At 69.5% G+C, this 23,134-nt stretch carries 21 protein-coding genes; 3 read left to right on the plus strand and 18 right to left on the minus strand.

Features of this window, described 5'->3' with window-relative positions:
- Nucleotides 1–16: 16 nt before the first annotated feature.
- From AC5RV6_RS00760 to AC5RV6_RS00800, 9 genes are all read right to left on the minus strand, one after another.
- Nucleotides 17–994, minus strand: a complete 978-nt coding sequence (locus tag AC5RV6_RS00760) for a D-alanyl-D-alanine carboxypeptidase family protein (RefSeq protein ID WP_494005378.1) — start codon at nucleotides 992–994, stop codon at nucleotides 17–19.
- Nucleotides 995–1,188: 194 nt separating this feature from the next.
- The gene (locus AC5RV6_RS00765) at nucleotides 1,189–1,722 is read right to left on the minus strand and encodes a pilus assembly protein TadG-related protein (protein ID WP_494005379.1); all 534 of its coding nucleotides are present in this window, start codon (nucleotides 1,720–1,722) and stop codon (nucleotides 1,189–1,191) included.
- The gene (locus AC5RV6_RS00770) at nucleotides 1,719–2,108 is read right to left on the minus strand and encodes a hypothetical protein (protein WP_494005380.1); all 390 of its coding nucleotides are present in this window, start codon (nucleotides 2,106–2,108) and stop codon (nucleotides 1,719–1,721) included. The genes AC5RV6_RS00765 and AC5RV6_RS00770 overlap by 4 nt, the downstream gene beginning before the upstream one ends.
- Before the next feature lie 52 nt (nucleotides 2,109–2,160).
- Entirely contained in the window at nucleotides 2,161–2,577 is a 417-nt protein-coding gene (locus AC5RV6_RS00775; RefSeq protein ID WP_494005381.1) for a TadE family protein, read from the minus strand.
- On the minus strand, nucleotides 2,567–2,776 hold the full coding sequence (locus tag AC5RV6_RS00780) for a hypothetical protein (RefSeq protein WP_494005382.1): 210 nt from the start codon (nucleotides 2,774–2,776) through the stop codon (nucleotides 2,567–2,569). Before AC5RV6_RS00780 ends, AC5RV6_RS00775 begins: the two co-directional genes overlap by 11 nt.
- A gap of 57 nt (nucleotides 2,777–2,833) precedes the next feature.
- Complete coding sequence (locus AC5RV6_RS00785; RefSeq protein ID WP_494005383.1) at nucleotides 2,834–3,772, minus strand: type II secretion system F family protein; 939 nt, start codon at nucleotides 3,770–3,772, stop codon at nucleotides 2,834–2,836.
- Nucleotides 3,769–4,620: a type II secretion system F family protein gene (locus AC5RV6_RS00790; protein WP_494005384.1), complete on the minus strand. Its 852-nt coding sequence runs from the start codon at nucleotides 4,618–4,620 to the stop codon at nucleotides 3,769–3,771. Before AC5RV6_RS00790 ends, AC5RV6_RS00785 begins: the two co-directional genes overlap by 4 nt.
- Nucleotides 4,617–5,840, minus strand: coding sequence for a TadA family conjugal transfer-associated ATPase (locus AC5RV6_RS00795; RefSeq protein WP_494005385.1), 1,224 nt, complete (start codon nucleotides 5,838–5,840; stop codon nucleotides 4,617–4,619). Before AC5RV6_RS00795 ends, AC5RV6_RS00790 begins: the two co-directional genes overlap by 4 nt.
- Nucleotides 5,841–6,002: 162 nt before the next feature.
- A complete protein-coding gene (locus tag AC5RV6_RS00800; RefSeq protein ID WP_494005386.1) occupies nucleotides 6,003–7,277 on the minus strand; it encodes a hypothetical protein in 1,275 nt (424 codons plus the stop codon).
- A gap of 238 nt (nucleotides 7,278–7,515) precedes the next feature.
- Here AC5RV6_RS00800 and AC5RV6_RS00805 point away from each other — a divergent pair, with 238 nt between their 5' ends.
- Together AC5RV6_RS00805 and AC5RV6_RS00810 are read left to right on the plus strand one after the other, a co-directional pair.
- Nucleotides 7,516–8,445, plus strand: a complete 930-nt coding sequence (locus AC5RV6_RS00805; RefSeq protein ID WP_494005387.1) for a glycosyltransferase family 2 protein — start codon at nucleotides 7,516–7,518, stop codon at nucleotides 8,443–8,445.
- A 158-nt stretch (nucleotides 8,446–8,603) separates the two neighbouring features.
- Nucleotides 8,604–11,345, plus strand: coding sequence for a GH25 family lysozyme (locus AC5RV6_RS00810; RefSeq protein ID WP_494005388.1), 2,742 nt, complete (start codon nucleotides 8,604–8,606; stop codon nucleotides 11,343–11,345).
- 183 nt (nucleotides 11,346–11,528) lie between these two features.
- Here the strand turns inward: AC5RV6_RS00810 and AC5RV6_RS00815 are convergent, their stop codons facing one another.
- From AC5RV6_RS00815 to AC5RV6_RS00830, 4 genes are read right to left on the minus strand one after another with little or no spacing between them, the layout of a single operon-like run.
- Nucleotides 11,529–12,662: a glycosyltransferase family 4 protein gene (locus AC5RV6_RS00815; RefSeq protein ID WP_494005389.1), complete on the minus strand. Its 1,134-nt coding sequence runs from the start codon at nucleotides 12,660–12,662 to the stop codon at nucleotides 11,529–11,531.
- Between the two features lie 25 nt (nucleotides 12,663–12,687).
- A complete protein-coding gene (locus AC5RV6_RS00820; protein ID WP_494005390.1) occupies nucleotides 12,688–13,080 on the minus strand; it encodes a DUF2304 domain-containing protein in 393 nt (130 codons plus the stop codon).
- 3 nt (nucleotides 13,081–13,083) lie between these two features.
- Nucleotides 13,084–13,758 (minus strand): glycosyltransferase family 2 protein, encoded by a 675-nt coding sequence (locus AC5RV6_RS00825; protein WP_494005391.1) that lies wholly within the window; start codon nucleotides 13,756–13,758, stop codon nucleotides 13,084–13,086.
- The gene (locus AC5RV6_RS00830) at nucleotides 13,758–15,002 is read right to left on the minus strand and encodes a lipopolysaccharide biosynthesis protein (RefSeq protein ID WP_494005392.1); all 1,245 of its coding nucleotides are present in this window, start codon (nucleotides 15,000–15,002) and stop codon (nucleotides 13,758–13,760) included. The genes AC5RV6_RS00825 and AC5RV6_RS00830 overlap by 1 nt, the downstream gene beginning before the upstream one ends.
- A 156-nt stretch (nucleotides 15,003–15,158) precedes the next feature.
- Here AC5RV6_RS00830 and AC5RV6_RS00835 point away from each other — a divergent pair, with 156 nt between their 5' ends.
- Nucleotides 15,159–16,271: a glycosyltransferase gene (locus tag AC5RV6_RS00835; protein ID WP_494005393.1), complete on the plus strand. Its 1,113-nt coding sequence runs from the start codon at nucleotides 15,159–15,161 to the stop codon at nucleotides 16,269–16,271.
- Nucleotides 16,272–16,299: 28 nt separating this feature from the next.
- Here AC5RV6_RS00835 and AC5RV6_RS00840 read toward each other — a convergent pair whose 3' ends face one another.
- The 5 genes from AC5RV6_RS00840 to glf are packed head-to-tail and all read right to left on the minus strand — an operon-like array spanning nucleotide 16,300 to nucleotide 23,134.
- Nucleotides 16,300–18,288 carry a DUF6541 family protein gene (locus tag AC5RV6_RS00840; protein WP_494005394.1) on the minus strand — a complete coding sequence of 663 codons (1,989 nt, stop codon included), beginning with the start codon at nucleotides 18,286–18,288 and terminating at the stop codon, nucleotides 16,300–16,302.
- Between the two features lie 45 nt (nucleotides 18,289–18,333).
- Entirely contained in the window at nucleotides 18,334–19,059 is a 726-nt protein-coding gene (locus tag AC5RV6_RS00845) for an ABC transporter ATP-binding protein (protein ID WP_494005395.1), read from the minus strand.
- A 4-nt stretch (nucleotides 19,060–19,063) separates the two neighbouring features.
- Nucleotides 19,064–19,936 (minus strand): ABC transporter permease, encoded by an 873-nt coding sequence (locus AC5RV6_RS00850; protein ID WP_494005396.1) that lies wholly within the window; start codon nucleotides 19,934–19,936, stop codon nucleotides 19,064–19,066.
- A 1-nt stretch (nucleotide 19,937) separates the two neighbouring features.
- A complete protein-coding gene (locus tag AC5RV6_RS00855; RefSeq protein ID WP_494005397.1) occupies nucleotides 19,938–21,950 on the minus strand; it encodes a glycosyltransferase in 2,013 nt (670 codons plus the stop codon).
- The gene (gene glf, locus AC5RV6_RS00860; RefSeq protein WP_494005398.1) at nucleotides 21,947–23,134 is read right to left on the minus strand and encodes a UDP-galactopyranose mutase; all 1,188 of its coding nucleotides are present in this window, start codon (nucleotides 23,132–23,134) and stop codon (nucleotides 21,947–21,949) included. Before glf ends, AC5RV6_RS00855 begins: the two co-directional genes overlap by 4 nt.

Raw genomic sequence — 23,134 nt, forward strand, 5'->3', positions numbered from 1 at the left:
GCGCCGGTGGGAGATGTCAGTACCCCGGCGCTGCGGGCAGGCCCAGGTATTCCTCGAGGGTGGCGGCGCCGGAGGCCCTGACGTCCCCGGCCAGCTGTATCCCGACGTAGCGCAGGTGCCAGGGCTCGTAGGCGTAGCCGGTCACCGGTTCCGCACCCGCCGGATACCGGATCAGGAACCCGTAGCGGTGGGCGTTGGCGGCGGCCCACTGCCCTGCAGGGGTCTGGTCGAAACAGGCCTGCAGGGCACAGGCGCCGTCGGGGTTGCCGATGTCGACGGCGAGCCCGGTCTGGTGTTCGCTGTGCCCGGGCCGGGCCGAAATGGCGTCTGCCGTGGCCTGGCCGTAGAGCGCGGTGTACCTGCGGTACAGCCCGTCCTGCACATGCTGCGGGCGGTAGCCGCTGATCGCCCGGATCGGCACGCCTTCGGCTGCGGCGTCGTCGATCAGCCGCTGCAGTGCCTGCGCCGCCTCGACGCGCAGGGGCTGGCCGTCCACGGCGCCCAGGTCGCCGGGAGCCCAGTCGGCGGGCACCAGCGGGCGCTGCTTGTTCACCACCACCCGGACGTCCGCCGGATCGTCGATCGCCCGGGCGACCCTGGTTCCGTCCGCCGCGTTCCAGGAGATCCGGCCCCGCTGGAACTGCTGGCTGCATGCGCCGTCCCCGCAGGTTTCGGGGGCGAGCGGCAGGCCGAGCAGGCCCCGCGTGCCTCCGGCACCCCATTCGGCACCGATGGCGCCCTGGACCGGCTGGGCGCCGGTGTCCGCGGTCCAGGCGATGAACCCGTGCTCAAACCCGCGGACGCAGCCGTGGATGCCCTTGCTGCACCGGGTGCCCTCGACAGGGTCGCCGAGCGGACCGGAGCCTTCGCCCATGTCCCGGTACAGGGCGTCGACGGCTGCGCGGCCGTCGCTGTAGGTGCCGAGGTCGTAGCCGACTCCCGCTGCGACCGCCCCCAGCAGGAACGGCAGCACGGCTGCGGGCAAGCGGCTCATATTCCTCTCCTGGCAGGTGTGACGGGTGATGGCTTCTCCCGGTCCTATCGGCGTTTGCTGCCCTGCAGGTAAGCGGTTGGTCCGCCCTGCCGCCAGTCTTCCACCCGCCGGGTACGGTGTCTGCGGGCACCGCCGTCGATGTCGGAGCGATCGGCCGGTGCGACGGCCGGGCCGGCGTGGTCAGCCGGGCGCGGCTAGCGCGTCAGGCGGGCGCGGGCATCGCTGACCGCCTCGATGGGGATCCCGGCGGGAACCAGGAAGTTCACCACCGGCGGGTGGGCGACGGCGGACAGCTCCACCACCGCGGTCCGTCCGTCCGGTGAGCCGGTGCCGGGCCCGAGGGACAGGTCGCTGAAGCGTTCAGCTTCCGGGGACCTGGCCAGGTGTTCGCGGGCGGCGGCCTGCACACGTTCCGACTGCAGGCGCACGCCCGGTCCGGCGGCACCCGACGCTTCCTGGGTCAGCGTAAAAGACCCGGCTGCGGCCACCGCGGCCGCGTCAGCCAGCGACAGCAGCCGCTTGTGCTCGAGGTAGACCGCCGAGACCCCAAGGACCACGGCAACGACCAGCAGCGCAAGCACGGCGTAGCCCAGCGCCAGCACCGTCACCTGCCCCTCCTCGCCCACGCCGACGCCGCGCCGGCGGGATCCGACGGCCGGCGTCGCCGCAGGCCCGTCCATCCCGCCGCTGCTGCCGCGCCTCCGGCGGCCGTACCGCAGCCCGGTCATCTGTACTTCTCCACCCGCTGGGTCGACGTCGCGGAAACCTCCACCGGCCCCTGTTCCATTCCGGGCAGCGCACCGATCAGCGGCAGCGGAACCTGGAAAGCGATCCTTGCCGTCACGTAGCCTCCGGCTTCCAGGCAGGCGGCGTCGGCGCAGCTGAAGGAGACCTCCGGTGCGGCGACCCCGAAGCCGAAGTCCGCCAGCGTGACCGCCGCTGCCTGCCGTCCTGCCGACTCGCCCTCCTCGGGACCGGCCGCAGCGGCGTAGGACCGCGCCGCGTGTTCCGCGGCACCGGCAGCTGCGTACGACGCACCCTGGATCGATCCCACGGCAAGCACCAGATAGACCACCGGCACCAGCAGCAGCACGCCGAGGAAAACGAACTCCACGGCCGCGCTGCCTGCCTCCCCGCTGTGCTCCCGGCGGCGGTCGGCGGGCCGGCTACGGCGCCGTCGCAGGCCACAGCGCATGCCCGGTCACCTCCAGGACCCTGTCCGGTCCCAGCAGTCCGGCCACCGGCAGGGGCGCCTGGACGCGGATCTGCAGCAGCCGCTGCCCTTCTGAGTAGTGCTCGTCGTAGCTGACTCCGCGGCTGTAGCCTTCGCCGAGGGTCGAACCGATCAGGTCCCGCGTGCGCTGTGCCCCGTCCTCGGGCGTTCGGTCAGCCAGGGCGCCGTAGCGGGCGCCGGAGGACGCGGCGTCCACCAGGGTGTTGCGCACGTGCATCGCCAGGGCCAGCTGCAGGACCGCCGCGAAAACCAGGGTCAGCAGTGCGGCAACCATCGCGAAATCGGCGACCGCGGAGCCCCGGTCGTGCGTGTCGCGGCGTGCTGATGGAGACGGCCGGTCATTGGGCATTCTGGACGCGCTGGATCGCCGTTTCGAACAGGTCCTTCAGCAGCGGCTGTGCCACCGCGATCAGCGCGACGACCAGCACCGCTGACATGAGCGTCACCATGACCCAGCCGGGAACGTCGCCGCGCTCGCTGTCCTTCGGCCGTGCCGCCGCCAGCAGCCGCAGCCATGCGACGGCCGCCAGCTCTCCCGGTACCGCCATCGCCCTTTTCATCCGGCCCATCGCAGGCCTCCCCTCGATCGTTGTTTGTGTAGCACCTCAAAAACCCAGCCTGAGCAGCGCCAGCCCCGGGAAGACCGCGAAAAGCACTGTCAGCGGCAGCACCCCGAAGACCAGGGGGACCATCATCGCGATCTCCTTGCGACCGGCGGCCTCCATCAGTTCGCGCTTGGCGAGGTCGCGTACGTCCTGGGCCTGCGCACGGAGCACATCACCCAGCGGAGTGCCCCGTTCCATCGCCACGCACACCCCGTCGACGAACCTGGCCAGCGGGTCCAGCTGCAGCCGGTCCGAAAAACCGCGCAGCGCCTGGATCAGCGGCACCCCCGACCGGGTCTGGACCACGACCTCCCTGAACTCTCCTGCGAGCTCTCCCCGCGCGGTCCGGGCGATCCGCTCCAGGGCGGCGGCCACGCTCTCACCGGCGCCGACGGAAAGCGCCATCATTTCCGCCAGGGCGGGAAACTCCGCCAGCATCTTGGCTTCCCGGCGACGGATCCGTACCCCGAGCAGGTAATCCCGAAAGAGGTAGCCAAGGACCGCCCCCGCCGCGGTCAGCACCAGGACCGCCGTCACCCCGATATGGCCGGCTCCGGCCAGCACGACGGCGGCTGCCCCGCCCACGACCAGGCCGAGCCCGGCCCAGAGGACCTGCTCGGCACGGAAGTCGAGCACTCCCTGCCGCAGCCCCGCGCGCTGCAGCCGCATGCCGAGCGGTTTGCCGGCCGGGCTGATCCGGTTCAGGCGCAGGACCAAATCACGCAGCACCGGGCGCAGCACCCGCTCCAGCGGCCCGAACGGCGTGAGGTCCCGGGCTGCCGGCAGGAGTCGGGACCTCCCCGCCGCCGGACGGATATGCGCCGATATCCGCTCGGCGAACTCGGTCCTCCGCAGGAACGGCAGCCGTGCCCCAACCAGGCAGAGACCGGCGCCCAGCAGCAGCCCGAGCAGTGAGGTGGTGCTCTGCAGCGGCGTCACCGCAGGACCCGCTCGTCCTGCGGCAGCGCACCGATGCGCAGCATCAGGCGGTAGCACACCACGGAGACCACCAGACCGAACGCCAGTACCGCGGCCCCGGCGGGAGTGCTGTAGGAGGCTGCTGCCGCCGGCTGGCTGGACAGCAGGACCAGCACGATCCACGGGGCCGCCACGGCCAGCCGGGCGGCGTTGATCGTCCAGGACTGCCGGGCGAGCAGCTCGCTGCGGGTGCGTGCGTTCTCGCGCAGGAAGGTCGACAGGGTTCCCAGCAGGCGGCCCAGGTCCGAGCCGCCGACATCCCGGGTCACTTTCAGGGCCTCGATGATCCGGTCCGCCACGGGGTCGGACAGCCTCTCCTTAAGGTTGTCCAGCGCGGGAAAGAACTGTCCTCCGGCCCGGTAGTCGGCCGCGAACTCCCGAAAGGGGCCCCGCAGGTCCTCCGGACCGGTGCTGCCCAGTTCTCCCAGCGCTTCGGGCAGCGGCAGCCCGGCGCGGATGGCGGATCGAAGGTGGTCCACCGCTTCGGGCCACAGCTGCTCACGCTGGCCGCGGCGGCGGGAGGCCTGCCAGTTGACGAGCGCCGGCGGCAGCGCGGCCCCGAAGAGCGCGAAGCAGGCGGCCACCGGGATGGATGCCGTGACGGCAAGGAACACCAGGAACATGAGCACGGCTGCCGCACAGCAGGCCCAGATCAGCCCGCCCGGCGTCAGCCGTTCAATGCCGGACTGGGTGATCATCACCGCAAGGCGGCCGGGGCGGTGCTCGCGTGCGATCGCCGGGGCCGCCCAGCAGGACCACCACAGCAGGAACAGTCCGAGGCCGAGCCCAAGCCCGGCCGCCGCGCTCATGCAGCCTCCAGCAGCGCGCCGACGTCGTATCCGGCCCGGGCGAACTTTTCCGGAGCGGGAAAGGACGCCGCGGTGACCTGCAGGCGGCCGTCAATGGTCCGGAACACGGAACCGGCTTCAATCACCCCGTTCTCGACGCGTCCGCCCAGCGCCAGGATCTCGGTGACGGTGCGGTGGCCGGAAGGCAGGCGCATGCAGTGCACTACGAGGTCGATGCTGCCGGCCACCGTGGGCAGCACAAAGGCACTGGAGATGTTCTCGCCCGCCAGCAGGGGAAGCGTGCACAGCTTCATCACGGCGTCCCGGGCACTGTTCGCGTGGATGCTGCACATGCCCGGCAGTCCGGAATTCAGGGCGATCAGCATGTCCAGGCTTTCGGCCTCACGCACCTCACCGACGATCATCCGGTCCGGACGCATCCGCAGGGCCTCCTTGACCAGCCGCCGCAGGGGGACCTCCCCCACCCCGTCCAGGTTTGGCTGGCGGCACTGCAGGCCCACGACGTCGCGGACCGGCAGCTGCAGCTCGAAGATCTCCTCGACGGTGATCACCCGCTCCCCGGGCCCCACCGCGGCTCCCAGACAGTTAAGCAGGGTGGTCTTGCCGGCCTGGGTGGCCCCGGATACCAGGATGTTCAGGCCGGCGGCGACCGCCGCGGACAGGAACCTGGCGGCCTGTGGGGTGAGCGTGCCCAGTTCCACGAGGTGCTCGAGGCGGCTGGCCCGGGCGATGAACTTGCGGATGTTCACGGCCCAGTGGCGGCGGGTGATGTCCGGAATGGCGACGTGCAGGCGCGAGCCGTCGGGCAGGGCGGCGTCGACGAACGGGGTGGAGAGGTCCAGCCGCCGCCCGGAGCTCTTGAGCATCCGTTCGACGATGTCCCGGACCTGCTCGGCCGTGAGGGTCAGCGGCGTCAACTCGGCCCGCCCGCCCCGGGCGGCATAGACCTCAGCCGGGGCGTTGATCCAGATCTCCTCCACGTCGGGATCATCGAGCAGGGGCTGCAGCGGGCCGAACCCCGCCACGGAGTCCAGTACCCTCCTGCGCACCTGCTCCAGCTGTCCCAGGGGCGGCAGCCGCCCCAGCAGCGAGCGCTCGTCGTAGTCCCTCAGTGCCTCGTCCACCAGCCGCCGGACTTCCGCCGGCTGCCGCTGAGGGTCCAGCCCGCGCGTCCGGATCAGCTCGCGGACCTCCCCCTCGACTATCCCGACGGCATCCATGCGCCCATCCCCCGTGTCCCCCGATATCTGCCTACGCCTGTCTTGCCACGGCGGCCAAAAAGCCGTCCGGCCGCTGCAGGACCAGAGGGTAGGGCAAAGGATGCCCGTGCGCGAGGGTGGCATCTGCGGCTGTGGATCAGGCCGTTGCGCTGCCGCTGTGCACTATGCTGCGGGCCGTCCCCGGCGGGCCAGAACGGCAAAGTGTAAGAGTGCGCCGGCCGCCGGTCCGACCGTGAGGCTCAGGATGCACCGCAGCTCCGTACTGCCGGGCAGCAGGAGGAACCCGACCGCCACCACCGTGGCCAGCGCCCAGCCCAGGGCGTAGGTCCTGTGCCGCCCCAGGGCCAGCAGGGCCGTGCCGGACAGGGTCAGCAGGGCAATCAGCGCAGCATCGAGAGTCAGTGCCGCCAGAACCCAGCCGGATACGCGGTAGTCAGGGCCGAAGAAGGTCATCAGCCACGGCCCCGCCAGCCAGGCCGGGACGGCTCCCAGCACGCCGGCGGCAAGGACGATGCCCACCGGTTTGCGGATCGCCCCCGCTCCCTGGTCCCGTGCCCGCAGCACGGCGGTCAGCGCCACCCCCTGGAACGCCTGCAGCGGAAGCATGATCGGGGCCCGGGTCAACGAGATGGCCAGCAGCAGCGGCGCAGCGAGCTCGTAGTCCGCGGCGGGTGTCGTGAGCTTGACCAGGAGCGGAAACGACACGACCAGTGCGGCTGAGGACGCGGCCGAGACCAGGGCATGGCCGGTCTGCCGGAGCAGGGCACGCAAGGGCACATCGGCCCGGGCGCGGGCAGCCCGCCGGGCGCCGCGGGAACCAATCAGCAGCAGCGGGGCTGCCGCCAGGGCTGCCAGGCTGGCCGCCTCCAACCCAAACAGCGCTCCTCCCGCCAAAGCTGCCACGCAGACGGCGGCAAGCCGCAGCAGCGCCTCCAGTCCCACGAGCTTCGTGTACGGATTCCAGTCCCCCCGGCCCTGCAGGGCCCCGGCGAGCGCTGCATGCACGGCGTAGACGATGCAGGACCCGCACAGCAGCGCCACGATGGCCGGCCCGTGCGGACCGAAGACCGTCTGTGCGGTCGGAAAGCCGACCGCTGCCACCGCTGCCGCGAGCGCCGTCCCGGTGATCAGTGCCGCGCCGAGCACCGGCGCGCCCTCCTGCTGCCCGCCCCCGGCGGCCCCTGCCACCACTGTGCTGCCGACCGCCCGGGTGGTTTCCGCTATGACGCCGTACAGGATTCCCACGACCGCGAACAGGGCGCCCCAGAAGGCGAGGAACTCGGAGTTTTCGGCAGGCGTGAGCACGCGTGCCGCGATGAACAGCACGACGAACCCGGAGAATGCGGAGAACAGCGCAGCCGTGCCGACTCCCGATGCACCGCGCAGACCAATGGCCCTGCCGGCGCTTCGCGTCGCCGCCGGATGCTCCTCTGACATGCGAGCACGATACTCCGTCGGCCGCGCGGGCGGGCACCGCCGCTTTCCGGAGCGGCGGTGCCCGCCCATCGAAAGCGGTCAGGACCCAACCGGAACATCGCCAACAGAACATGCCGGTTTCTGTTGTGGCCTCCGCCGTCCCGGCGTATGGTCGCGGTGCTTCCGGTCTCGGCGGCTGTCGTCACGGGCGGCGCGCGACAGGACCCCAGCGAACAGGAACCAGCGAAAGAGGCCCCTGATGACCACCGTCGACGTGCTCCTTCCGTACTACGGCAGCATCCCGCTCCTGCAGGACGCGGTGCGCAGCGTCCTGGGCCAGACGCATGAGGACTGGCGGCTGCTGGTGATCAATGACGCCTATCCGCACGGAGACCCCGCGCCGTGGCTGCAGGGGCTGAACGATCCCCGGATCGAGTACCAGGTCAACGGGCGGAACATCGGCTCCAACGCCAACTTCCAGCTGGCCCTGACCCAGGCCACGGCGCCGTACTTCGTCATGATGGGCTCCGATGACCGGATGCTTCCGGGCTACCTCTCCCTGGTCCACGCGGCGCTGGAACGCTTCCCCGAGGCCGTCGCCGTGCAGCCCGGCGTCGAGGTCATCGACGGCGACGGGAAGGTCTGGAATCCGCTGACCGACCGGATCAAGACGGTCGTCCGGCCCCGCGCGCGGACCCGCCGCCTGCTCGGGGGCGAGCGGCTCGCGGCTAGCCTGATGCATGCCGGCTGGCACTACTTTCCCTCCCTCGCGTGGCGGACGGACATTGTCCGGGGAATTGGTTTCCGCCCCGAGTACGACGTCGTGCAGGACCTGGCGCTGCTCATGGACCTGGTGGCGGAAGGCCACCAGCTGCTGCTGGAGCCCGCCGTGGCGTTCCAGTACCGCCGGCACGCCGAGTCCGACTCCTCCAAACGCGCCGTCGACGGGCGCCGTTTCCACGAGGAGGGCAGTTTCTTCGCCGAGCAGGCGCGCCGTTTCCACGAGCTCGGCTGGCCGCGCGCCGAGCGGGCGGCCCGCCTGCACTGGACCTCACGGCTGCATGCACTCACGCTGCTGCGCGGACAGCCCCGTTCGACGGCCGGGGTGGGGGCGGGCCTCGGCCTGGTCCGCTACGCCTTCGGGTTCGGACCCGCCGCAGCCGGCGGCACACCACAGCCCGGCACCTGAGCACCTTGTGCCGGGGCCGGCCGTGGAAGGCGGGCCGGTGCCGACGGCGGGATTACGATTCCGTTCCGAGTCCCCCTTGTTTAGCGCGCTTCTCCTTTACCCCAAGCGCCTCTCGGGTAACGTCAGTCGAGCTTTATCACTAACGCTCTGGAGACACTGTGAACACTTGGGGACTCAAAACGGCCGGCGGCCTGCTGCTGGCCGGAACGCTCATCGCCGGAACCCTGCCCGCCGTCGCGCAGGAAACCGCTCCTACGCCCCAGGACGGCGCGGCCCAGAGCGTTCTCCCCGACGTCGCGGCCACCACCCAGCCGGCTGCCCCCGATGTGCAGCAGCCCGTCCCCGACGTCGGTGAAACCGCCGGGAGCCGGGAGCCGGCGCCGGCCGCGCCCGCATCCCCCGCACCGACCGAACCGCCCGCCGCCGGTGAAGACCCCGAAGGCGACGAAGCTGAGGACACCGCGGCCGACGAACAGCGCCTTGCGGATGAACTGGCCCGGGAGCACGGCGCGCGCATGGGCCAGGGCCTGGACCGGCTGCGCGAGACCGGCGATCCCCAGGAGCCGACGGATGCCGAGCTCGACCTCGCCCAGACCCTCATCGACGGCGTCGCGACGCCGTACAGCGCTGCCGACGGCGGTGCAGCCCGGTCCGTGGCGGAGCCGCTGGCCACCTGGCGGCCCAATTTCGGCGTGCAGGGCATGGACGTCAGCAGCCACCAGCCCTCGGTCGACTGGGTCCGGGAGTACAACGCCGGCTCGCGGTTCGCCTACGTCAAGGCCACGGAGGGCGACTCCTACCGCAACCCGCTGTTCAATGGCCAGTACAACGGCGCCTCCAGCGCCGGCATGTTCCGCGGCGCCTATCACTTCGCGATCCCCACCGCGGGGTCCTCCGGCGCCGCCCAGGCGAACTACTTCATCAACAACGGCGGCGGCTGGACGGCGGACGGCCGCACGCTGCCGCCCCTGCTGGACATTGAATACAACCCGTACCCCCGGTACGGGAACACCTGCTACAACTTCACGCCGGCGCAGATGGTCTCCTGGATCCGGGACTTCTCGAACACCGTCAAGGCCCGCACCGGGCGGGTGCCCATGATCTACACCACCGCTGACTGGTGGAACAGGTGCACCGGCAACTCCACGGCCTTTGCCGACCATCCCCTGCACATCGCGCGCTACAGCACCGCGGGAGCGGGAACCATGCCCGCAGGCTGGGGCGACTACACGGTCTGGCAGTACAGCTCAACGGGGCCCTTCCCCGGAGACTCCAACGTCTTCAAGGGCAGCTACGACGAGCTGTCCTGGTTCGTCCGCAACCAGGTCCCGGACCGCGCCCACCGCGTCTTCTCCCCCGGAGACCTCAACGGCGACGGCGTGGGCGACCTGGTGGCCCGCCGGAACGACGGCACCCTGTGGCTCTCCCCCGGCACCGGCAACGGCCGGTTCGGGACGCCGGTACGGATCGGGCAGGGCTGGAACATCTACAACCTGTTCATCGGCACGGGCGACTACGACGGCGACGGCCGCAACGACTTCCTCGCGCGGCACATTGACGGCAGCCTGTGGCTGTACTCCGGCACGGGCGTCGTGAACACCGGCGCCAAGCAGGAAGGCTACAAGCCGGCCCGCAAGATCGGCACTCAGGGCTGGGAGGCGTTCAACGCGGTCATCGGCACGGGCGATGTCGACGGCAACGGCAGGGCGGACCTGCTGGCCCGGACCCGCGACGGGCGGGTCCTGCTCTACTCCGGCGCCGGCAACGGCGGCCACGGCTCCTCCCGCCAGATCGGCTCGGGATGGAACGAGTACACCCAGATGGTGGGTGTCCGGGACTTCGACGGCGACAAGCGCAACGACGTGCTGGTCCGGGTCGGCGACGGCCGGCTGCGGCTGCTGAAGGGCGACGGCCGGGGCGGCTTCGCGCCGGGTCCCTGGATCGGACAGGGCTGGAACATCTTTACCGAGATCCATGGCGGAGCCGATTTCGACCGCGACGGCAGGCCGGACCTCGTCGGACGCGCGTCGAACCGGGCGCTCACCTTCTACGCGGGCACCGGCACGATCTCCGAAGGGTACAAGGCCGGAACCCCCAGCGCGTCCCGGGGCATCGTCCGCGGCGCGTCCGTCATCAGCGTCAGCGACTTCAACTCCGACAAGCGCCCCGACCTGCTGAGCGTCCGTCCGGACGGAACCCTCTGGTTCCACCGCGGCACCGGCAACGGCCGGCACGCCGACCCGGTGCGGATCGGCTCCGGCTGGAACATGTACGCCGAGGTGCTCAGCCCCGGCGACTTCAACGGCGACGGCCGGGCCGACCTCATTGCCCGTGCGCCCGACGGCGGCCTGTGGTTCTACGCCGGCACCGGCAAGGTGGGAAGCGGGAATGAAGGCTACCGCGCCGCCGTGCGGATCGGCCGCGGATGGAACATCTACTCCCAGCTGCTCGGCACCGGCGACCTCACCGGCGACGGCAGGGCCGACCTGATCGCCCGCCACGTGGACGGCACCCTCTGGCGCTATGACGGCACCGGGAAGGTCTCCGGCAGCAACGAGGGCTACGGACGGGCCGTGCGGATCGGCACCGGGGGCTGGGCCGGCCTCGGCCTCACCGCACCCGGCGATTTCGACGGCAACGGCACCAGGGACCTCCTCGCCCGCGACCCGGCGGGAACCCTGCTGCTGTACCGCGGTACCGGACGCGGCACGCTGGCTGCGCCGGAAGCGGCAGGCTCGGCCTGGAATTCCTTCGCCCATCTGCTCGGCACCGGTGACACCACCGGCGACCGGATCGGGGACCTGCTCGCCGTGACGCCGGACGGAGCCACCTGGCATTACCCGGGCACCGGCCTGAAGAGCGAGGGCTACCGCCCGGCCGCCGGAGCCGGCAGCCTCTAGCGCGCGGCCGGGCCGCCGGCGGGAAAGACGGAAGCGGTGTTCCTTTCGGAACACCGCTTCCGTCTTTCCCAAGCGTTGTGCAGAGGCTTTCTGAAGTGCTGTACACAGGCCGGGTCCGGGCAGCAGCCGGCGCAGGCCGGCGGGCGAACACGGACAGCGGAACCCGTCCCCGTTCCGCACGGGTCAGCAGCGGGTCAGTTCCTCGGCTATCGCCAGGAACTCATCGGTGCGGCCCTGCCAGTCCATGCTGTGCAGCAGCATGGACTCCGGCATGGACGGCGGGGCGTCCAGCAGGTCCAGGACCGCGACCGTCCAGGCTTCGATGTCCGCTGCGTCAACGGTCAGCACCGGGGCGCCCTGGCGCTGCAGATAGGATGCCGCCGCCACCGGCGTACTGGCCACAGCCGCGCCGGCGGCCACCGCCTCCAGCAACGTTGTCTGGAACCCCTCCGCCAGCACGGTGGGGTTGAGCAGGACGGCGCCCGTGATGAGGGGGCGGATCTGCTCCGGCGACAGGAAGCCATGCACAAAGATGCGTTCGCGGTGCGGCGACGCCGCCACGGCTGCGTCCAGGTCGCTGCGCTGCGGTCCGTCGCCGATGAAGTGCAGTTCCACCCCGCTGCGCTTGGCCAGCACGGCCTCGCCGGCTTCCAACGTGGTGTCCCAGCCCTTGCCGGGAACCAGCCGGCCGAGGAACACGAGCTTTTCGCGCTGGGCCGGGAGGGTTCCGGGGGCGGGCTTGAACCGTTCCGTGTCGATCGCGTTGTGGAAGGTGCCGACGTCGGTCCCGGACAGCGAGCGGGCGAAGGCGGCCGCCGCCTCCGAGATGCCCAGCACACGGCCGGCACGTCGGAGCACGCTGCGCCCCAGGGTCTGATCCACCATCCTGCTGGCCAGGCCGATCAGCGGGGACACTCCGCGCACGTGGTCGGAGCCGTGTTCGGTGTGGACGGACGCCAGTCCCAGCGCGCGGGCTGCCCGGACACCGATGAAGGACATCGGGAAGAAGCGGGTGTGCGTGGAGACCAGGTCCACACCGCGGCTGCGCAGGACCGCACGGACCTTGCGGGCGGCACCGGGCAGGGGCAGCGCCAAAACGTCGGCCAGGGCGGGGGTGGCGGGCAGGCGCACCACCTCCACGCCGTCCTCCCACCCGCTCCCCGGTGCGGCGTCGGGCCCCACGGCCAGGGTCAGCACGGTGACGCGGTGGCCGCGGCCGGCCAGGCTGCGGGCCAGCGACGAGACATGGGATTCCACTCCGCCGACGTGCGGCGGGTAGTTGTTCACGACAAAGGCGATCGACATCGGGGTCGGCACGGTGCTGCTGGGTCCCTTCGCTGGGCTAGAGGTCGACGTCGGCGCCGTTGCCCCGCCCGCGCAGCACACGTTCCGCGTGTGCCTCGGGAGTGACGGCCTCGTCCACCGCGAGCCGCCGGGCCAGCTTGGTCAGCGAGGTCTCCATATGCCGGAAACGCTGATAGGTGGTGGCCATGTAGACAAAGAAGCAGACAATGACGCCGTACAGGACCAGGTCCGTCCCCCGTCCGATGCCCAGGAAGGACGCGGTATCGGAGAGGATCCGGGGGAAGAAGATGGACAGCACCGCAACCAGTGCGAAGATGCCCAGCAGGATCCGGCGGATGGCCAGGTGCCGGGCGTTGCTGCCGCCGCGCATCAGCACGAGGGAGACGAGGATTACCGCGAGGACGAGGACGATCTGAACGACAATTATCACGGTTTACCTAAAGAACAGTTCGGCGAGGATGTTGACGGAATTAAGCAGCGACTGCCCCTTGGACCTGGAGTAATCGGTGTAGATGATCTCGACCGGGTGTTCCACCCAGCGCGGCTTCATTGCGGCGATCTGGTTGACCAGTTCGGACGCGTGCGCCATCCGGTTCTGGGTCAGGTGAATGTTGGATGCGACATGCCGGTTGAAGGCCCGCAGCCCGTTGTGGGCATCGGTCAGGTTCATGCCGGTGGCCCACCTGGACTGGACGGCGGCCGTGCGCAGCACCACCTTCTTGGCCGGGCTCAGCTTGGTCCGGTCATCCAGGAAACGCGATCCGAGCACGATGTCCGCTTCGCCGGAGAGCACCCGCTCCTCCATCGCCGCCGCGTCCTCGACGCGGTGCTGGCCGTCGGCGTCGAAGGTCACGATGCAGCCGAGCTCGGGATCCTGCAGCGCGTAGTCGATCCCGGTCTGCAGGGCTGCTCCCTGTCCGAGGTTGATCGGATGCTGGACGACGACGGCGCCCGCCTCCCGGGCCGCCTGCTGTGATCCGTCCGTTGAGCCGTCATCGACGCACACCACGTACGGAAAACGCGGAAGCAGGCCCCGCACAACGTCTCCTACGACGGAGGCTTCGTTGTATACAGGTATGACTATCCACGTTCGACTCACGGGTGCCATTATTCCACACGTCCCTGCGGCTCCGCCGGGGCGGCGGGCCGGCCGGCACGCGTGCGGGGCAGGTAGGCGAGCACGGTGACCGATACCGCGGCGGCGGAAGCTCCGACGGCGAAGCCGGCGATCGCACCGCCGAGCCCGTGGCCGGGAGAGAGCAGGGCCATGGTCGCGATCCCGGCCATGGTGGCGCAGAAGGACGCGACCGAGAAGGCCCGCTGCCGCCCCGTGGCCATCAGATAGGCCCCGGGGACCGATGTGAGCGAGGAGACCGCCACCACCGCGAGCAGCAGCTGGAGCGTGGCCGTTCCGCCTTCATACCGGCCCGGGAAGACCAGGTCCATCAGCCAGGGGGCGAGCACGATCATGAGCCCGAAAATGGCCGCGAAGCCGACCGCGCTCAGGAAGAACAGCACCACGGCTTGGCGGCGGGTCTCGGCTGCCTGGCCGCGTGGCTTGCCGGAGAAGTACTGGACGAGGACCTGGTTCAGGGACTGGGCCAGCATGTTCGCGGGGGTGGCAAGGGTAAGGGCGGCGGCAAACAGGTCGGCCTTGGCCTTCACATCGAAGGTCTGCACGAACAGCATCACCGCCGGCAGCAGGCCGCCGGCCGCCACCAGCCCGAAGATCGCGTAACCGGTGTAGCTGAGCACCTCCCGCCGCTCCGCGGCCGGCAGCGGCTCCCCGGTCTCCCGCGGCCACGCCAGGACCGCGAACACCGCGTAGCCGGCACTGAGCGGCAGGAGCAGGGCCCAGTGCGCGCCGCCGCTGGTGACCGCCAGAAGCACGCCGAAGGACACACCGGCGGCGACCACGTCGAAGGCGGCCGCACGGTTGGCCCTGGCATGGCCCAGCAGCGTGCCCCGGGTAAACGTGTAGGCGCCGTACGTGACGACCAGCAGGGCGGAGGCCGCGGCGGAGGCATGGCTGCCGGTGAAGTAAAGGCCGATGGGGTAGGAAATCAGGACGCCGGCGGCCGAGGCCAGCCAGAAGGACCGTTTCAGCAGCCGCATGACCCCGCCGAGGGCCGGACCGCCCAGAGCAGCGCCGGGAATGAACCTCGTCGAGGCCACGCCCGCACCGGCCGGCCAGAACAACGAGAAGTAGACCGCCAGCGACAGCACCGCCGAAACCTCCGAAATCACATCGGAGGTGTTGCCGATCCAGGTGGTGTAGACGAAGCGGACCACACCCTGCACCAGGACGCCGAGCGTGGCCACTGCAGCGTGGAACAGGAGAACCATTTTCACCCGGCAAGCCTATAGGGTTCCGCGGCCGGCGCCGGTCCGGGTGTGCGCGCCGTCGCACCCGTCCCCCGCGCCGCTGTTGGCCTTCGCCGGCCGCTGCGGCGGTAAACTGCCATGAGAACCGGGGGCGCCCCTCCCCCGCCTACCCTTGGAGTTGCAGTGCGGATCCTCTATGTCCTGACCGATGCCGACATAGGCGGAGCGGAAGCGATGGTGGAAACCCAGGGCCTGGCGCGGCGGACGGAGGACACCGCCGAACTCGTCGTCCTGATGCGGCCCGGCAGCATGAGCGCCCGGCTCGAGAAGGCCTTCGACCGCGTCCATTACCTGGGCTTCCCGCCGTCGTCCCGCAACCTGCCGGGCATGGTCCGGGCACTTGAGCGGGCTGCCGCACAGTTCGCACCCGACGTCGTGCACTCCCATCTGTTTCATGCCGACCTGGTCACCCTGCTCGCGCGCATTCCGGGTGCGGCGAAGGTCACCACCATCCACACCCAGGGCTTCAGCTCCGCGGACCACCCCTTGACGCGGGCCATTGCCCGCGCCGTGGGGGCGCTTTCCTTCCGGTTCGACGCCGCGGTCCCCACCGGAGACGCCTGCCTGGACTTCGGCCGGCGCTACGGGTACCGGCGCCTTGCCCAACCCATCGACAACACTGCTCCGCTTCCCGCGGAGACCGCCTACGATCCCGGGGCGAAGGTCTTCCTCTCGCTGGCCCGCTGGCACCCGGTGAAAGGCCACCCGGTGCTCTTCCAGGCCTTCCGCACGCTCCTCGGCGATCACCCCGGGTGGACCCTGGTCTGCGTCGGCCCCGGTGCCCTGGCGGAGAATCCGGACGCCCTGCAGGCGGTGCGGGACGCCGGGCTGGACGATGCCCTCGCCGCGGGACGGCTCCAGCTGCGCGGTCCGACGGACAATGTCTCCGGCGCGCTGGCCGAAGCCGGGGCGCTGATCATCTCCAGCCTTTACGGGGAGACCTTCCCGGTGGTGGGCGTTGAAGCCAACGCGGCCGGCGTACCGGTCATAGCCACCGACGTCGGACAGTCGGGACGGTTCGTCGCCGCGCCCAACCACTTGGTGCCGCCCCGGGACGCCGGAGCGCTGGCCCGGGCCATGGCGGATTTTGCGTCCCTCGACGCTCCGGAACGCGTGCGCCTGTCCAGGGAAGTCCGCCGACGCGCCGAAAACGAGTTCAGCCCCCGGGCCGCCGCGGAAAAGTACCGGGAGGTCTACCGGCTGGCCATCGCACGGCGCGGCGGCCGGGCGGGCTGATCCTTCGCCGCGCCGAGGGCCTGGGGATCTACCCGCAGGCCGTGATCCGGAAGAGCTCGACGCCGCCCACCTGCGCGACCCGCTCAAATCCGGGAGCCTCGTCCAGGTCATCCAGGCCGACAAACTCCTCATGGGCCGGGTTGCCGGGCAGATAGATCAGCTCGTCACTGGTGACCGCGTACTCCACGTTGAGTTCGTCCAACGCTTCACAGACCTCGGGATCCGATGCGGCGTCCCGCAGCTTGGACGCGATCAGCTCGCGCTCCGGCGTGCGGGGGAACTGCACATGCGGGAACACCGCGGTCCTCCCGGAGACCAGGTACACCCATGCGGCGCCGTCCCACGGGTTGCCTGCGACCGCTGCCCCCTCCGGAACAATGGACTCGATCTGCTCGAACAGCTCCTCTTCGTTCGTCGACATGATGTCCGAGTGGGGATCCAGGCTGTAGGCCTTCATCCCTTTCTGGACCGTGGGACGGACGGCTGTGTCCTGGCTGACCAGGAACGTGGCCCCCAGCACGGCCACGGCGGCTACGGCGGCGGACGCCGCCACGGGGATCCGCACCCGGCGCAGCGCCCCGGCGGCGAGGTCCGCGAGGACGGCTGCTCCCTTCGCGGCAAGAGGAACGCCCAGGACGGCGACGGCGGCCGCCAGCCGGTTCTGGTCGTCGTACCATCCGCCGGTCAGGAAGGTGCGCAGCGGTGAGTTCTCGCCGCCCGCGGCGAAGGCAAAGAGTATGCCGATCAGGACGTACCCCGCCACCAGCCAGCGCGATTCGCGAAGCCGCAGCAGTGCGACGGCCCCGGCCGCCACGAGGACGGCGGTCGCCCATGCGGCCGGCTTGGCGGCATGGGTGGTCAGCAGCACCTCGCCCACGGCCTGGGCCGTGCTCTCGTACGGCTGCCAGGTATTGGCGAAGTCGGCAACCGGCAGCGGACGGAGCGCAATCCATACGACCAGCCAGGCTGCTGCCCCTGCGGCCCCCACGCCGGCCGCAAGGAAGGCGCGCTTCCCTGCTCCCGGCGTCGTTCGGGCCAGGAGGGGTTTCGCCCAGTCGAGCCAGGCTGCCACCACCAACGGGAGCAGCGCCACCATGAGCACCAGCAGGGCATTGGGGTGCGCTATGGCAAGGCCCGGGCAGAGGAGCAGCACCAGCCAGCCGTGAACGGCGACTCCGGACCGGTCCTTCCGCCACCCCCGGACCAGCAGCACGCCCAGTGCGAGAGCGGGAAGGACCAGCGCCATCGCATAGAAGTTCGGGTAGAGGACTCCCCAGTCCAGCAGCAGATAAGGATAGGCGCTGAACGCGGAGGCGCTGACGGCGGCACCGAACATGAGGATCGCCCTGCTGCCGAACAGGACCCGGGTCAGGAAGACCGCCCCCAGCGGCCAGACCACGGCGCCGATGACGATGTTGACCGCATTCGCCGCGTAGGGGATGGAAACCTGCGCGCTCTCCGCGACCAGGTTGACCGCGCTGTGCCAGACGGAGGGGTAGAACGCAGGCCCGGTCCCCTGCACGCCTCCTGCGGCAAGCGCCGAGGCGTTGTCGGTCTCCTGCATGAAGCGCACGAGGTTGAGGTGGAAGATGTTGTCCGCGGTCTGCGACAGGAAACCGGGCTGCTGGAACATCTGGACGAACCGGTAGGCGATGAAGCACCCCGCAACCGCGGCTGCCGCGAGGGCCGTCAGCTCGGTGGCGGGCGTCCGCCGCTCGGCCCAGGCCTGCGCAGAGGCACGGGCAGGAAGGAAGCGTCCCATGACCAGCCGGACGAGGAACGTGAGGACCGCCGCCACGAATGTACCCAGGATCAGCGTGCCGACATTCCAGCCCAAACCCAGATACGGCGCCACGACCGCCGAAACAGCCAGCACGGAGGCACTGACTGCGCCGGAGAGGCCTATCGCCGTCGCGAAAGGCACCCGCGCCGGCAGGACGACCAGGAAACCGGGCAGGAGCAACGCGCAGAACGCAACGCCCACGGCCGGAGCAATCTCAATCCAACTACTGTCCACTGCTCCACATTCCCGAGGTTCCTACCGTTGCTGCCCGCCGGGGCCTCAACTGCGCATCCGGGCCACGACGTCGTCGATCGGCCCGTCCATGATCAGCCGGCCGTGCTCCAGGAGCACGCCGCGCTTGCAGATCCTCGACACCAGGTCCAGGTCGTGGCTGACGACCACCAGGGTCTTGCCCTCCCCCGCGAGTTCCTTGATCTTGTCGAGGCACTTGCGCTGGAACGGCTCGTCGCCGACGGCAAGGATCTCATCGACCAGGAAGACCTCGGGATCGGTATGCACCGCCACGGAGAAGGCCAGGCGCAGGTACATGCCCGAGGAGTAGAACTTCACCTCGGTGTCGATGAACTGGCCGATCTCGGAGAACTCGACGATGCTGTCGAACTTCTCGTTGATCTCGTCCTCGGTCATGCCCAGGATCGCGCCGTTGAGATAGACGTTGTCACGTCCGCTCAGGTCGTGGTGGAAGCCGGCTCCGACTTCGATCAGTCCGGCGACCCGGCCCCGGGTACGGATGCTGCCGGCGTCGGGACGCATCACCCCGGAAATGTGCTTCAGCAGCGTCGACTTTCCGGACCCGTTCAGGCCGAGGAGGGCAACCGTCTCGCCCTCTTCGATGGCCAGGGTGACGTCGTTGAGTGCCTTGAACTTCTCCGAGAGGTCACCCTTGCGTCCCTTGATGAGCCAGACAAAGGCTTCCTTCATGGACCGGGTGTGGCGCAGCACGAACTGCTTGCTGACGTTCTTGACTTCGATGGCTGTGGCCACGGGTTCAGAGCTCCTGGGCGAAACGGCCTTCAAGCCGCCGGAAGACGGTCTGGCCAAGGATCAGGACCAGGGCCGAGACGGCCAGCCCCACCGGGAGCCAGAGGCTGAGAAGATGCGGCGGAATGGCCTCGGCACCATCGGTGGTGGGCAGCCAGAACGCGAAGTGGAAGGTTTCCACGCCGACCGTGATCGGGTTCAGCTGGTACAGGTGGAAGAAGGTGTCCCCCAGCTGTTTCTGCACCATGGTCCAGGAGTACAGCACCGGAGAGGCCCAGGTGGCGATCATCAGCAGCATGTCCACCAGGTTCTCGGCGTCGCGGAAGTACACGTTGACGGCGCCGAAGAGCAGGCCCAGGCCGGTGGCCAGCATGGCCACGATCACGAAACCGGCGACGGCGGCCGTGAGCTGCAGCAGCGACGGCGACCAGCCGGTGAACAGGCAGGCCACGATCAGGATCAGGATCTGCGGCACGAAGTGCACTCCGGAGACCCAGACGGATGCGACCGGGAACAGCTGCCGCGGCAGGTAGATCTTTTTGATCAGGCCGCCGTTGATGACGATTGACCTGGACGCGTTGCTCAGTGCTTCGGTGAAGAAGTTGATGAGCACGATGCCGGAGAAGAGGTAGATCGCGTAATTGGGCAGCCCGTCGGGATTGCGGTCGCTCTGCTCCAGGCCCAGGAACACGCCCAGCGCGATGTAGAACACCACGAACTGGACGCCGGGCTTCACATAGGACCACAGCAGCCCGAGCACCGAACCGCGGTAGCGGACCTTGAGCTCCTTGGAGACCAGGAGCTTGAGCAGGTACCGGGAGCGGAGGACGTCGGCGAGGCCGCGCCCCCGTCCCGGTACCGTCAGTTCACCGGAAGACAATCTACTTGCCCGTTTCCGAGTGCTTCTCGAAGGTCCTGCGCCAGGTTTCGAGCGAGGTGATCTCCGGCAGGGCAGCGCGGTACTGCTCGCTGAGCCGCTGCCAGTTCCGCAGGATCTCCGCGTTCAGCTGCACGGCTTCGGCCAGCAGCTCGCGTACCTGGCGGGGATCCCGCTTGTACCACGAGGCGCCGGTGCCCTCGGCGTTGGTCACCACGGCGCTGTCGTACTGGGACATCCGCCACCACTTGTTGTCCTGGTGGGCAATGTAGGCCTGCGGATGTTCCTGGCTCGTCTGCGGAACGCGCTTGACCAGCTGCTTCAGCACGGTCTTCGCCGCCCAGGGCATCAGGGTCGCGTAGGACGGCGCCCGGAACCCCTGGCCCCGGCGCGGCGGCTTGTGCATCACCGGTGCCGGGAAGGCTTCGGGCTCAGGCTGGACCTGGGCATCCGGGAACTCCTTGGCCATGGCGCGGATCTCGGGCAGCTTGGTCGGCAGCAGGTCATGCAGGTGGTCCGGACCGCGCAGGAGGTCGCGCAGTGCCATGACGCGGCCCTTGGCGGTGTAGTACTGCATCGAGATCAGGTGCTTGACGTCCATGTAGCCGGTCTCCCGGACGACCCGGCCGCCGTGTTCGTACGGGCTGTGGATCAGGGCGGCGATCATCCGGTTCCGGGTGTGGAAGTAGGCCTGCCAGCCGACCAGGTCGTCCTTGTCGATCCAGGACACATGCCAGACGGCGGAGCCCGGCAGCGACACGGTCGGGAAGCCGGCGCTCTTGGCGCGCAGGCCGTATTCGGCGTCGTCCCACTTGATGAATACCGGCAGGGACAGCCCGATCTGGCGGATCACTTCGGTCGGGATGAGGCACATCCACCAGCCGTTGTAATCCACGTCCACCCGGCGGTGCAGCCAGGGGGTCTGGCGCAGGTTGGAGCGCACGAAGTCGTGGCCCAGGGTCATCTCCGCGTGCGGCTGGTCCGGCTGGAAGCGGTACGGGTTCACCGTCTCGCCGAAGGTGTGCAGCACGGTGCGGTTGTAGAGGTCGAACATGTGCCCGCCCACGATGGTGGGCGTCTTGCAGCGGTCCGCGAAGGTCAGCAGGCGCACGATGCTCTCCGGCTCCATCACGACGTCGTCGTCGAGCAGGAGGACGTAGTCCGACCCGTTTTCCACGGCTTCGTACATGCCGCGGGCGAAGCCGCCGGAACCGCCCAGGTTGTCCTGGTTGATGATCCGCAGCTTGCCGCCGAGCATCGCCGAGACCTCGTCGAAGCCTTCGGCGTCGGCCACCTTCTGCGTGCCCTGGTCCACCAGGATGATCTCGCGCACGTGCCGGTGGGCCTCGGGATGTTCGGCCAGGATGCGCAGGTTGTTCATGCAGAACGCGGTCTTGTTCAGCGTGGTGATCTCCAGCGTCACGCTGCCCGCGGTCACCGGCGCGCCCGGAGCCTGCCACTCGGCTTCCTCGAGCACGAAGTCCTCGGAGCCGGCCACCAGGTCGAACCAGTACCAGCCGCCGTCGCCGAAGGGCTTCAGCGTCAGGTCGAAGGTGCTGGTGGTCGCATCGGTCACGCGCTGGGTCTCGACGTGCTGGAGTGCGCCGCGGGCGTTGGACTTGTAGACGCTGACCGCACCGGAGCCGGAGGTGCGCACGCTCAGCCGAACGCTCTCCAGGTGGGTCCAGCGGCGCCAGTAGCTGGCGGGAAAGGCGTTGAAGTATGTTCCGAAGGAGATGCGCTCGCCCGGCCGTACCGACGTCGAGCGGCGGGACAGGAAGTCCTCGGCATGGACTTCACGGCCGGGAGCGGCCATGACGCCGCCCGCGGCCCCGTTGCCCGTCTTGGCGTCTCCGCTCATGGTCGAGAGCTGCACGCCCATGGCGCTGCCTGTATCCATGTACAGGGGAACGGTGTCCAGCTGGCTCAGCGACGGCAGGATGACCCGCTGCAGGGTCGAATATTCCTGCTCCGTGCCGTCCTCCGACACCGCCTGTTCCACAGTGGCGTTGCTCACGCGTCCACTCCTCCGCTCTGCAGCTTTGCCCCGCCGGTGAAGTGGGGCTTGATCTTGTTGTCGAACATGGACAGTGCCGAACCGATCGCCATGTGCATGTCCAGGTACTTGTAGGTGCCGAGCCGGCCGCCGAAGAGCACGGACTGCTCCCCCTTCGCCAGGTCACGGTAGGCCAGCAGCTTACGGCGGTCCTCGCCGGTGTTGACCGGGTAGTAGGGCTCGTCGCCCTTCTCCGCGAACCGGGAGTACTCGCGCATGATGACCGTGGCGTCCTTGGTGTAGTCCCGCTCCGGGTGGAAGTGGCGGAACTCGTGGATGCGCGTGTAGGGCACGTCCTCATCCGGGTAGTTCATCACCGCGCAGCCCTGGAAGTCCTCCATGGGCAGGACCTCTTCGTCAAGGTCGATGGTGCGCCAGGACAGGTCGCCTTCGGCGTAGTCGAAGTACCGGTCCACCGGTCCGGTGTAGATGACGGGCACCTGGCCCAGGACCTTGCTTCGGGAGAACTCGTGGCCCTCGTCGAAGAAGTCGGTCTTCAGGTGCACCTGGATGTTCGGGTGGTCCGCCATCCGTTCGATCCATGCCGTGTAGCCGTCCACCGGCAGGCCTTCGTACTTGTCGTTGAAGTACCGGTTGTCGTAGGTGTAGCGCACGGGCAGGCGGGAGATGATCTCGGCGGGCAGGTCCTTGGGATCGGTCTGCCACTGCTTGCCGGTGTAGTACTTGATGAACGCCTCGTACAGGGGCCGGCCGATCAGCTGGATGCCCTTGTCATTGAGGTTCGCCGGATCCGTGCCGGCCAGCTCGCCTGCCTGCTCCTGGATCAGGGCGCGCGCCTCGGCCGGGCCCATGGAGGAGCGGAAGAACTGGTTGATGGTGCCCAGGTTGATGGGCATGGTGTACACCTCGCCCTTGTGCGTGGTGTACACCTTGTGCACGTAGCTGGTGAAGTCGGTGAAGCGGTTGACGTACTCCCAGACCCGCTCGTTGGAGGTGTGGAACAGGTGCGCACCGTATCGGTGGACCTCGATTCCGGTCTGCGCCTCCTTCTCGCTGTAGGCGTTTCCACCGATGTGATGCCGGCGGTCCAGGACGGCCACCTTGAGGTCCAGCTCCTTGGCGGCGCGCTCAGCGACGGTCAGGCCAAAGAAGCCCGATCCGACGACGACGAGGTCAACGTTCAC

It is taken from the genome of Arthrobacter saudimassiliensis, from assembly GCF_059090665.1.

Coding starts and splice junctions, on each gene's coding strand:
- AC5RV6_RS00760 (WP_494005378.1), bottom strand. CDS start 994: ATGAGCCGCTTGCCCGCAGCCGTGCTGCCGTTCCTGCTGGGGGCGGTC.
- AC5RV6_RS00800 (WP_494005386.1), bottom strand. CDS start 7,277: ATGTCAGAGGAGCATCCGGCGGCGACGCGAAGCGCCGGCAGGGCCATT.
- AC5RV6_RS00825 (WP_494005391.1), bottom strand. CDS start 13,758: ATGGCACCCGTGAGTCGAACGTGGATAGTCATACCTGTATACAACGAA.
- AC5RV6_RS00780 (WP_494005382.1), bottom strand. CDS start 2,776: ATGGCGGTACCGGGAGAGCTGGCGGCCGTCGCATGGCTGCGGCTGCTG.
- AC5RV6_RS00805 (WP_494005387.1), top strand. CDS start 7,516: ATGACCACCGTCGACGTGCTCCTTCCGTACTACGGCAGCATCCCGCTC.
- AC5RV6_RS00790 (WP_494005384.1), bottom strand. CDS start 4,620: ATGAGCGCGGCGGCCGGGCTTGGGCTCGGCCTCGGACTGTTCCTGCTG.
- AC5RV6_RS00795 (WP_494005385.1), bottom strand. CDS start 5,840: ATGGATGCCGTCGGGATAGTCGAGGGGGAGGTCCGCGAGCTGATCCGG.
- AC5RV6_RS00775 (WP_494005381.1), bottom strand. CDS start 2,577: ATGCCCAATGACCGGCCGTCTCCATCAGCACGCCGCGACACGCACGAC.
- AC5RV6_RS00765 (WP_494005379.1), bottom strand. CDS start 1,722: ATGACCGGGCTGCGGTACGGCCGCCGGAGGCGCGGCAGCAGCGGCGGG.